The sequence below is a fragment of the Mycobacterium sp. genome (assembly GCF_049673265.1).
GTDB lineage: Bacteria > Actinomycetota > Actinomycetes > Mycobacteriales > Mycobacteriaceae > Mycobacterium.
Genome location: NZ_JBATXN010000408.1, coordinates 1 through 10,764, shown reverse-complemented (window position 1 = coordinate 10,764; position 10,764 = coordinate 1). Strand labels below are relative to the sequence as shown.

At 64.4% G+C, this 10,764-nt stretch carries 10 protein-coding genes and 1 pseudogene; 6 read left to right on the top strand and 5 right to left on the bottom strand.

Annotated elements, in window-relative coordinates; genetic code table 11:
- From mshD to pstB, 5 genes are all read left to right on the top strand, one after another.
- The coding region (gene mshD / locus WBF82_RS14080; RefSeq protein ID WP_424383615.1) for a mycothiol synthase at positions 1-511 on the top strand (511 nt) is incomplete at its 5' end.
- 126 nt (positions 512-637) lie between these two features.
- Positions 638-1,747, top strand: coding sequence for a phosphate ABC transporter substrate-binding protein PstS (gene pstS / locus WBF82_RS14075; RefSeq protein ID WP_424383616.1), 1,110 nt, complete (start codon positions 638-640; stop codon positions 1,745-1,747).
- 48 nt (positions 1,748-1,795) lie between these two features.
- Positions 1,796-2,821: a phosphate ABC transporter permease subunit PstC gene (gene pstC / locus WBF82_RS14070; RefSeq protein WP_424383614.1), complete on the top strand. Its 1,026-nt coding sequence runs from the start codon at positions 1,796-1,798 to the stop codon at positions 2,819-2,821.
- A complete protein-coding gene (gene pstA / locus WBF82_RS14065; RefSeq protein ID WP_424383613.1) occupies positions 2,818-3,750 on the top strand; it encodes a phosphate ABC transporter permease PstA in 933 nt (310 codons plus the stop codon). Before pstC ends, pstA begins: the two co-directional genes overlap by 4 nt.
- On the top strand, positions 3,743-4,519 hold the full coding sequence (gene pstB / locus WBF82_RS14060; protein ID WP_424383612.1) for a phosphate ABC transporter ATP-binding protein PstB: 777 nt from the start codon (positions 3,743-3,745) through the stop codon (positions 4,517-4,519). Before pstA ends, pstB begins: the two co-directional genes overlap by 8 nt.
- An 88-nt stretch (positions 4,520-4,607) precedes the next feature.
- Here the strand turns inward: pstB and phoU are convergent, their stop codons facing one another.
- From phoU to WBF82_RS14035, 5 genes are all read right to left on the bottom strand, one after another.
- Positions 4,608-5,276, bottom strand: a complete 669-nt coding sequence (gene phoU, locus WBF82_RS14055) for a phosphate signaling complex protein PhoU (RefSeq protein ID WP_424383611.1) — start codon at positions 5,274-5,276, stop codon at positions 4,608-4,610.
- Between the two features lie 100 nt (positions 5,277-5,376).
- Positions 5,377-7,503 (bottom strand): LCP family protein, encoded by a 2,127-nt coding sequence (locus WBF82_RS14050; protein WP_424383610.1) that lies wholly within the window; start codon positions 7,501-7,503, stop codon positions 5,377-5,379.
- A 164-nt stretch (positions 7,504-7,667) separates the two neighbouring features.
- A complete protein-coding gene (gene dusB / locus WBF82_RS14045; RefSeq protein ID WP_424383609.1) occupies positions 7,668-8,801 on the bottom strand; it encodes a tRNA dihydrouridine synthase DusB in 1,134 nt (377 codons plus the stop codon).
- Between the two features lie 7 nt (positions 8,802-8,808).
- Positions 8,809-9,831 carry an acyl-ACP desaturase gene (locus tag WBF82_RS14040; protein WP_424383608.1) on the bottom strand — a complete coding sequence of 341 codons (1,023 nt, stop codon included), beginning with the start codon at positions 9,829-9,831 and terminating at the stop codon, positions 8,809-8,811.
- Between the two features lie 117 nt (positions 9,832-9,948).
- Positions 9,949-10,533, bottom strand: a complete 585-nt coding sequence (locus tag WBF82_RS14035) for a TetR/AcrR family transcriptional regulator (RefSeq protein WP_424383607.1) — start codon at positions 10,531-10,533, stop codon at positions 9,949-9,951.
- Positions 10,534-10,602: 69 nt separating this feature from the next.
- Between WBF82_RS14035 and WBF82_RS14030 the strand changes: the two are divergent.
- A pseudogene (locus tag WBF82_RS14030) lies at positions 10,603-10,764 on the top strand (oxygenase MpaB family protein); the annotation flags it as partial.

Genomic DNA, 10,764 nt, shown 5'->3' with positions numbered 1-10,764 from the left:
TGAGCCGTCCGTGCCCGACGGGATACGCATCCGGACTTACGCCGGCATCGATGACGACGCCGAACTGCTGCGGGTCAACAACGCCGCGTTCGCACAGCACCCCGAACAAGGAGGCTGGGCGGCAACTGATCTCGCCGAGCGACGCGCCGAAAAGTGGTTCGATCCCGAAGGGCTGTTTCTGGCCTTCGACGAACAGACGGACGCGCTGCTCGGCTTCCACTGGACGAAAGTGCACCCCGAGGAGCCCGGCGTGGGCGAGGTCTATGTCGTCGGCGTCGATCCGTCGGCGCAGGGCAGCGGTCTGGGTGGGCTGCTGACATCGGTGGGCGTCGCGTTCCTGGCGCGGCAGCTGGCCGCCGCAGCGCAACCCACGGTGATGCTTTATGTCGAGTCGGACAACGCCGCCGCGCTGGCTGCCTACCGGCGTCTGGGATTCACCGAGTATCGCGTCGACACCGCCTTTGCGGCGCCCACATCCAGCTCGACCGGCACCGACCCGGGCGCTCGCTGAGCTGTTCATTGGCCGTTCACGTAGCTGCGGGATGCCGTCTACGCCAGCCGCATACTTTTCGGTTAGCCGCGCAACGCCCTGTCGGGAGGGTGAGTCGTGGACAAAATCCTTCAGAAAGCGAGATCGGTGAAGCTCGACCCGGTAGGCAGAGCGCTGGTGGTCGCGGTGTCGACAGCGCTGATCGCGGGCCTGACATTGACCGGATGCGGCAGCGACAACAACCTGCATGGCGTGTCACCACCAACCGGACCCGTGAATTGCGCCGGCAAGCCCGACCTGACCGCAGAGGGATCCACGGCCCAGCAAAACGCCATAGCATTGTTCAATACGGATTGGGCTCAGCTGTGCTCCGGTAAACAGCTGGCATACAACCCGACCGGGTCAGGCGCGGGGCGCGAGCAGTTCATCGCCGCGCATGTGGACTTTGCCGGGTCTGACTCACCGCTGAGCCGCGACCAGATCGATCCGGCCGCCGAGCGCTGCCACGGAAATCCGGCCTGGCATCTGCCGATGGTCTTCGGGCCGGTCGCGCTTGCCTACCACCTGGACGGTGTCAAGCAGCTGGTTCTCAATGCTGATGTCCTGGCCAAGATCTTCAGTGGCCAAATCTTTGAGTGGAACGACCCGCAGATCGTCGCACTCAACCCCGGCGTGGCGCTGCCCGACACCAAGATCTGGCCGATCTATCGGTCGGACTCCTCGGGTACCACCGACAACTTTCAGAAGTATCTGGCCGCGGCCGCGCCGAAGAGCTGGACCAAGGGAACCGGCAGCGAGTTTCAGGGCGGCGTGGGTGAAGGCACACAGAAGTCCGCCGGTGTCATCCAGGCCGTGCAATCCACCGCCGGTGCCATCGGGTATGTCGAGAAAGGCTTCGCCGACCAAGCCGGTGTGCCCTACGCGCAGATCAATGCCGGCAGCGGTCCGGTGCCGCTCACCGATGACGCGGCCCGCAAGGCCATCGACAGCGCCACCTTCGCAGGCCGGGGCAACGACCTGAAACTGAATCTGAAATCGCTTTACAGCACCAAAGAGGCCGGCGCCTACCCGCTGGTGCTCGCCACCTACGAGATCGTCTGCTCCAAGGGGTACGACCCGGCGACCACCGCGGCGGTCAAATCGCTGTTGACGGTGGCGGCCGTCAACGCGCAAAGCGGTCTCTCGGCCGCCGGGTACGTTCCGTTACCGGATAGGTTCAAGCAGCGCCTGGTCACCGCGATCAACGCGATCCAGTGATCGATCTGATTGACTTGTGGCCGAGGTCTTTTGCTCGATGGGAACACTGTGACGACTCCAAATCCAGCCGATGCCGGCTCGGGTGAGGTCGTGGCCGCAACTACGCCACCGTCCGCGGCTGTCCGCTCCTTGCGCTGGGCCAACACCAACCCCGGCCACGGTGACCGGCTGTTTCGTGGCCTGTCGACGGGTTCGGGCGTCCTGATCGTCGTACTGATCGCCGCCATCGCGGTGTTTCTGCTGATGCGCGCGATACCAGCCCTGGCGCGCAACCGGGAAAACTTCTTCACCTACGGCGGCAACTGGGTCACCACCAATACATCGGCGATGCATTTCGGCATACTCAACCTGCTTCAGGTCACGGTGTTAGTGGCGCTGTTTGCGCTGACCCTGGCGATGCCGGTGGCCCTGGGTATCGCTATTTTCCTCACCCAGTACTCACCGCGCCGCATTGCGGCACCGCTTTCCTATGCGGTCGACCTGCTCGCCGCTGTGCCGTCGATCATCTACGGGGTCTGGGGTTTGTACGTGTTGGCGCCGCGATTGCGACCTTTCGCGACCTGGCTCAACCAACATCTGGGCGGGCTTTTCCTTTTCGCGACCGGTAACGCGTCGGTTTCCGGGGGCGGCACGATCTTCACCGGCGGGATCGTGTTGGCGGTGATGATTCTGCCGATCATCGCCGCGGTCACCCGCGAGGTGTTCTTGAAGACGCCGCAGAGCCACATCGAGGCTGCGCTGGCGCTCGGCGCCACTCGCTGGGAGGTGGTCAAGACCACGGTGTTGCCGTTCGGACGCTCCGGCTACATCAGCGGCGCGATGTTGGGTCTGGGCCGAGCCCTGGGTGAAACCGTGGCGCTGCTGATCATTCTGCGCGGCACCCAGACGGCGTTCGGCTGGTCGTTGTTCGACGGCGGCTACACGTTCGCGACCAAGATCGCGGCCACCGCGTCGGAGTTCAACAACCCGTACAAAGCCGGGGCCTACATCGCTGCCGGATTGGTGCTGTTCTTGCTCACCTTCGTGGTTGATGCGATGGCCCGCGCCGCCGTCGCCGGCAAGGGCAAGCGATGACGTCGATCCTGGACCGCCCACTCAAAGCGCGCACATTCACCACCGTCAGCCTGCGCCGACGGCTGGCCAACGGCACGGCGACCGTGCTGGTGACGCTGTCGGTGATGGTGGCCCTGATCCCGCTGGTCTGGGTGCTCTTTGCGGTATCGGCCAAAGGCCTCACGGTCGTCAGGTCAAGCGAGTGGTGGACGCATTCCCAAGCCCAGCTGACGGCGTTCCTGCCCGGCGGCGGCGCTTACCACGCCATCGTGGGAACGGTTTTGCAGGGCCTGGTCTGTGCGGTCATCTCCGTACCGATCGGCATCTTCGTCGCCATCTATCTGGTCGAATACGGCGGCGGAACCCGATTAGGCAAGCTGACCACGTTCATGGTGGACATTCTCACCGGGGTGCCCTCGATCGTCGCCGCGCTGTTCATCTACGCACTGTGCATCGCCACCCTTGGCCTTCCCCGGTCCGGCTTCGCGGTGTCGCTGGCGTTGGTGCTGCTGATGCTTCCGGTGATCGTGCGTGCCACCGAGGAGATGCTGCGGATCGTCCCGGTAGACCTGCGCGAAGCCAGCTTCGCGCTGGGCGTGTCCAAGTGGAAAACGATCACCCGCATTGTGCTTCCGGCCGGGCTGTCAGGCATCATCACGGGCGTCATGTTGGCGCTGGCCAGGGTGATGGGGGAGACCGCGCCGCTGCTGATCTTGGTGGGCTATTCGCAGGCGATGAACTTCGACATATTCAGCGGCTTCATGGGGTCGCTGCCAGGCATGATGTACGACCAAACTTCGGCAGGCGCGGGCGCCAACCCCATTCCTACCGATCGGCTGTGGGGCGCTGCCCTAACGCTGATTTTGCTGATCGCCGTCATTAATGTGGTGGCCAGGGTGGTGGCGAAACTCGTTGCGCCCGAGAAGCTAGGCAGGAGCTGGAGTGGCTAAGCGGTTAGACCTCAAGGACGTCAACATCTATTACGGCGCTTTCCATGCGGTCGCTGACGTTTCGCTATCGGTTCTGCCCCGCAGCGTGACGGCATTTATCGGGCCGTCGGGCTGTGGCAAGACCACAGTGCTACGCACCCTGAACCGGATGCACGAAGTCATCCCCGGAGCCCGAATGCACGGCAGCGTTTTGCTGGACGACGACGACATCTACGGCTCGGGGATCGACCCGGTGGGCGTGCGTCGCGCGATCGGAATGGTGTTTCAGCGACCAAATCCATTCCCCACCATGTCGATTCGCGACAATGTGGTGGCCGGGCTGAAGCTGCAGGGCGTGCGCAACCGAAAGCGGCTCGACGACACCGCGGAATACGCGCTGCGGGGTGCCAACCTGTGGGACGAGGTCAAGGACCGGTTGGACCGGCCCGGGGGCGGATTATCCGGCGGTCAGCAGCAACGGCTGTGCATCGCGCGGGCCATCGCCGTGCAACCCGACGTGCTGCTGATGGACGAGCCGTGCTCTTCTCTCGACCCGATTTCGACGATGGCGATCGAGGACCTGATCGCTGAGCTGAAACAGGAGTACACCATCGTCATCGTCACCCATAACATGCAGCAGGCGGCCCGGGTCAGCGATCACACCGCGTTTTTCAACCTGGAGTCGGTCGGAAAGCCGGGCCGCCTGGTGGAAATCGACGACACCGAGAAGATCTTCTCCAACCCGACTCAGAAGGCCACCGAAGACTACATCTCCGGCCGCTTCGGCTAGCTCGACGACGATGCAGTGGGGGCACCTCCCAGCCGCGCAGCGGCGAGGGGGACGCGAAGCGCGATGAGGAGGAGTCGGGCAATCAGGCTTAGCTCGACGTGGCTACGGAGCCCTCTTCGGGGAAGTGACCTGTCGCCTGGAAGATGACCCGTCGCGCCAGCTCGACGGCGTGATCGGCGAATCGCTCGTAGAACCGGCCCAGCAACGTCACGTCGACCGCTGAGGCAACCCCGTGCTTCCACTCCCGGTCCATCAACACGGTGAACAGATGGCGATGCAGGTCGTCCATCGCGTCGTCTTCTTCGCGGATGCGCGCGGCCTTTTCCGGATCGCGGGTCGACAGCACTTCTTGTGCACTGTTGCCCAATTCCACTGCCAATCGGCCCATCTCGGCGAAGTACCCGTTGACCTCTTCGGGCAGCGCGTGCTGTGGATGCCGACGGCGGGCGATCTTGGCGACGTGCAGTGCCAGCGCCCCCATCCGGTCGATGTCGGCGACCATCTGGATTGCGCTGACGATCGAGCGCAGATCGCCGGCGACGGGTGCTTGTAAAGCGAGCAATACGAAGGCGCTTTCCTCGGCCTGGGCGCTCAGCTGTGCGATCTTCTCGTGGTCGGACATGACCTGTTCGGCCAGCACCAGGTCTGCCTGCAGCAGTGCCTGAGTTGCGTGTTCCATCGCGGCGCCGGCCAGCCCGCACATCTCGCCGAGCTGTTCGGAGAGCTCAGCGAGCTGTTCCTGGTAAGCGGTGCGCATATTGGCAAGCCTACGTTCTCATTCGCCGGACCGGGATGAAGTGGGGTATGAACTCGCGGTGAATGGCGGTTTGCATGCAAATCGTCGAGCGTGGTTGCGGCTATTCACATGTGGTGTCGGCGGCGTTGGTCACCGACAAGTCGTCCGGAAGTTTGGTCGGTTGGCTGTTGCTGTTGCGGTCGATCTGGACGCTGACCGACGATCCCGTCGGCGGCGGAGCGCTGACTGACGAGAAGTCTGGGCCGAGCACCACCTGGACCGTTTTCCCAATTCCGGTGATGCGCTCGATCTTTGGATTCGAAAGAGTCGCCGCGACGGTAGCGGCGGCCTGTTCGTTGCCGGGTGAGAAGAGCACTGTGGTGGACTTCAGTGAGCTCGGGTAGTCGTCCGGTGCCTTGACCCTGAAGCCGTGGTGCTTCAGCTGCGTGCTGGCGGTGGTGGCCAGCCCCGACTTGCTGGTCGAGTTCGACACCTGCACGATGACGTCGTGCGGCGACGCCGTCACCGCCTGCACCTGCTCGGAATGCGGCTCGGCCGACGGACTGGTGGTCTTGGGCGCCTTGCTGGCCAGCGACTTTGTCGGCGGGCTCGAGGTCGCGTTCAAGTCGTTTTCCCCGGGCAGCGGGTCATCGTTGATGATCGCGTCGAACATCGCCCGCATGTCAGAGGTGCGCGGCGGCTCGTCGCCGTTTGTGTCGGTTTCGCCGGTCGGCACGGTCACGAAGGAGACGTGGCCGGCGGACATGCCCTGCACCGACTGGCCGAGTTGGACGAGGTCTTTGGTTTTGACGTTGTCGACGTAGCTGTCCTTGATGAACGTATTGACGACGTTGTTGAGCTTGTTCAGCGAAAAGAAGGTGTTCTGGGAGATCAGCGAGCGCAGCAGCGACGACAGGAATAGCTGCTGGCGTTTGATGCGTCCGTAGTCGCCGTTGTTCTCCGTGATGACGTTGCGGGCGCGAACGTAATTCAGCGCCGTTTTCGAGTCGATTCGTTGCCGTCCGGCGCGCGCCAGCACGGTGCCCAGTTCGTAGTCTTTCAGCGGGGTAGTGCTGCACACCTCGACGCCGCCCAGCGCGTCGACCATTTTGGCGAAACCGGCGAAGTCGATGGCGATGAAGCGATTAATGCTCAGCCCGGACAACTTCTGGATTTCCTTCACCAGACACTTCGGCCCGCCGAACGCGAATGTCGAGTTCAGCTTCGTCTCGGTGTAGACGTTTTTGGGACCGTACTTTTTGGTGTCCTGGTCATACAGCGGGCCGTACTCGCCGGTGTCGGGGTTCCACGCTTCGCACTGGATCGGCGTGATCGCCAGGTCACGCGGAAACGATACTGCCACTACGCGTTTGCGGTTCGCTGGAATGTTCACCAGCATGATGGTGTCGGAACGCGCGCCGCCGGCGTCCTCGGTGTCGCCTGCGCCCATGTCGCCGTTGGCCCCGGCACGCGAGTCGATGCCGACGATCAAAAAGTCCTCATCGCCGTATTGCGCATTCGGGTCGACGACGTCCCGCGACTGCGGGTCCAATGCGCTGACGATGTTGAGCCGGTGGTTCTTTGACGCGCTCCACTGCCAAGCGCCGCCGGTCAGCGCCAGTGCCAGGGCCGCGACGGCGGCGGCCATCAAGCGGCCGGCCCGCAGCATCGCGTGGCGTCTGCGATTGCCCTTCGGGATGGCATCTTCGTCAGCCGCAGGGTCGTTGACGGGCTGCGCCGGTCGCGACCGAGCCGGAGTTTTCGGCAGGACCGTGGTCTGCTCGGCGTCGGCGCGGCCGCTGCGACGCTCTGGTGGGCTGACTTCCAGGTCGGTGAGCGCAAAGGCATAGGCCGGGGACACGGCGTAGGCGTCGTCGTGTCCGTCGTCGGGCTGAGGCAGTTCCGGTTCTGTCGGCTCGGGATCTGGAGCCGCGCGCCGATGCCGTGGCCTTTCGGTGGTCGAGCCGCCGATCTTGGCGATCAATTCGGCGACGGTGAGCCCGCCGTCGGTGTGACAGCCGTGTGGGCCGTCGTCGTCGGGCTCGGTTGGCGCCGGCGGCGGCGACCACCGGTGGGCGACGGCGACAGTGTGCGAATGCGCTCCGAATCGCTCCCACGGCGCGGCGCCTCGCGTTCCCGTCGTCGCTGCGGTAAGTCCTACATCGTCACCGTTGGCACTCAAAGCGCGCGGATGGCCGGGAGCGGCATCAGGAGTGGCTTTGTCGGCGCCAAAGTCGCCGTCACTCATGTCCTACCGGCCTCCGGTTCTGGTGAGCTGCCCAATGCTGTGCGCGTTCATCAGCGCAATGCCGGGTGGTCGAGCTTGTTGGGGCTTGGCCACCGACGCGCGACACAACAAGATCCACATCGTACTGAGACATCGTCTGAAACGCGATCTCGGGAGGCGCGCGATTAGCCGCCCGAGTGCATGATGTCGGCCCCCGCCGGGACGGTGCAGTCATCGCGGTCGACCAGCCAGCCCTCCGGCAGGGTTACCCGGGCGGGTGAACCCTGCCGGCCGCGCGGGCCGGCAGCCGCCATCGGGAACGGCACGCCGGCGTCGAGTTTGTCCAGCAAAGCGCCGAGTTCGTCGCGCGTCTTGACCAGCGCCAGAGCCCGTCGCAACTCCGATCCGGCGGGAAAGCCGTGCAGGTACCAGGCGATGTGCTTGCGCATATCGCGCATGCCCTTGTCTTCGCCGAAATGGGCGACCAGCAGCTCTCCGTGCCGGCGGATGATGTCAGCGACCTGGCCGAGATTGGGAGGGGTGGGCGGCGGGCTGCCGGTGAACGCCGCCGAGAGCTCGGCAAACAGCCACGGTCGGCCCAGACATCCGCGGCCGATGACGACGCCATCGCAGCCGGTGACGGCCATCATGGTCAGCGCGTCGCTGGCTTCGAAGATGTCGCCGTTTCCGAGCACCGGGATCGTCCGCACATGCTGCTTGAGCTGGGCGATCTGCTCCCAATCCGCGGCCCCGGAGTATCGCTGAGCGGCCGTCCGGGCGTGCAATGCGACAGCGGCGGCGCCTTCGGACTCCGCGATCCGGCCGGCGTCCAGGTGGGTGTGGTGGTCGTCGTCGATGCCGATCCGGAACTTCACGGTGACCGAGATGTCGGTGCCTGCGGTGGCGGCCACGGCCGCCCCGACGATCTGGCCGAACAGTCGCCGCTTGAACGGCAGCGCCGCCCCGCCACCACGGCGGGTGACTTTGGGCACCGGACAACCGAAATTCATGTCGACGTGATCAGCGAGGCCTTCGTCGGCGATCATTTTCACCGCCGCGTAGGTGGTCGCCGGATCGACGGAGTAGAGCTGCAGCGATCGCGGCGATTCGTCGGCGGCGAACGTCGTCATGTGCATGGTGACGGGATGCCGCTCGACTAAGGCGCGCGCCGTTACCATCTCGCAGACATAGAGGCCGCTGACTGTTCCGACCCGGTCCTGCTCGAGCTCGCGGCATAGCGTCCGGAATGCGACGTTCGTCACACCCGCCATTGGGGCCAACACCACCGGGCTGGCCAGCGTGATGGGCCCGATACGCAAGGTCGGGCTACCGCCGGCTCAGGGTCAGCGTGCCCTCGGTGCGATGCAGCTCGGATGCGGTGACCTTCTTGCCGGTGCGTTCTTCACGCTCGAGTTGGCGCTGCTTGGACAGCTCGAACTTGTCGCAGGCCATCTCGAGCTCCTTGATCAGCACCGCCAGGTCCTCTTGCATCGCGGCGGCCTCACCGGAGAAGTCCTCACGCTCGAAGATGCGCCACTTCTTCAGCACCGGCATCACGACCTCATCGAGGTGAATGCGCGGGTCGTAGACGCCGCCGACGGCGATCATCACGGCTTTGCGGCGGAACTCCGGCACCTGGTAGCCGGGCATCTGGAAGTTGCGCAGCACCTTGTGCAGCGACTTCATCGCTTGATTGGGCGCGATCTCGAATCCGGCCTCGGTGACGTCGCGGTAGAAGATCATGTGCAGGTTCTCGTCGGCGGAGATCTTGGCCAGCAGCTTATCGGCGATCGTCTCGTTGCAGGCTCTACCAGTGTTGCGATGCGAGATCCGGGTGGCCAGCTCCTGGAACGTCACGTAGACGATCGAGTCGAACAGGCTCTCGGCGAACAGGTCTTCTCGAATCTGACGGTTCTGGCCCGGGCTGAAGCCCCGGTTCACCACCTCCAAGCGCAGGTTCTCCAACTCGACCGGGTCGACGGCGCGGGTCACAACCAGGTAGTCACGCAGCGCGATCCCGTGCCGATTCTCTTCGGCGGTCCAGCGGTTGACCCACTGGCCCCAGGCGCCGTCCATACCGAAGTTCATCGCGATCTCGCGGTGATACGACGGCAGGTTGTCCTCGGTCATCAGGTTCTGCACCATCGCGACCTGCGCGACGTCGGTCAGCTTGGACTGGCCGGGCTCCCAGTCCTGGCCGCCCAGCGCATAGAAATTCTTGCCGTCCGACCACGGGATGTAGTCGTGCGGGTTCCAGGGCTTGTGCATGCTCAGATGCCGGTTGATGTTCTTCTCGACAACCGGCTCGAGTTCACGCAACAGGTCCACGTCTCGAAGATCCGGCACCACGCCTCCCAGTTACTGTGTCTGTCGGTTTCAGTCAATATATCTGTGTATGCCGGTAGCATCAAGTTTCGATCCGGCGAGTCATTAAGCGTCGGCCGCAGGTGCCTCCCTAGTGAGTCTCTAGTGCGTCGCAGCCCGGCTGAGCAGCATTTCTACGCAGTAGTCGATGAACTGCTCACGGGTGGCCGCTAGGCGTCCGTCCAGGTATGCGGTGAACAGCGCGGTCAGCCCGCCGATCAAACTGGTGGCGATCATCGTTTGCCGCACCGGATCGCGGATCTGGGTCAGTTTGGTCTGAAGCAGGTCGATGAAGCTGGGCATCCACTCCGCGCCGGAGCGGACCAGTACCGGCTCCACCGCCGGGGCCAGCAACAGCACCCGGCCTCGCACCGGATCGTCGACCATCAATGCGACGAATTGCTCCACCGCTTCGCGCGGGGTGGTCGCAGACATCAGCGCCGACATGGCGCGGGTGCAGACGTCGTCGTAGACGGCACGAACGAATTCGTCACGGTCAGTGAAGCTTTCGTAGAAGTAGCGCTCAGTGAGCCCGGCCTGGCGGCACGCCGCCCGCACCGTCACTCCCGGTCCGCTCTCCCCGCCGAGCAACTGCACCCCCGCTGTGATGAGTTCGTCGCGCCGCAGGGCTTGGCGATCCTCCAGAGGAACGCCGGACCAGCGGCGCGAACGTTGACCGGACGCCACATCCCTCCTAAGGTCTACAATGACAACGCATGTAGTCAGATTGACTGACACGGACAGGAAACCTCACCAGTGACTCAAGATACGTCTGAGGCGTGCCCGGTCGCGGCGGGTTGCCCGGTTTCGCCGGAGGGGTATGACGCCCCGCCGCTGGGTCCGGACTCGCTGACCTGGCGGTACTTCGGTGACTGGCGCGGCATGCTGCAGGGCCCGTGGGCCGGGTCGATGCAGAAC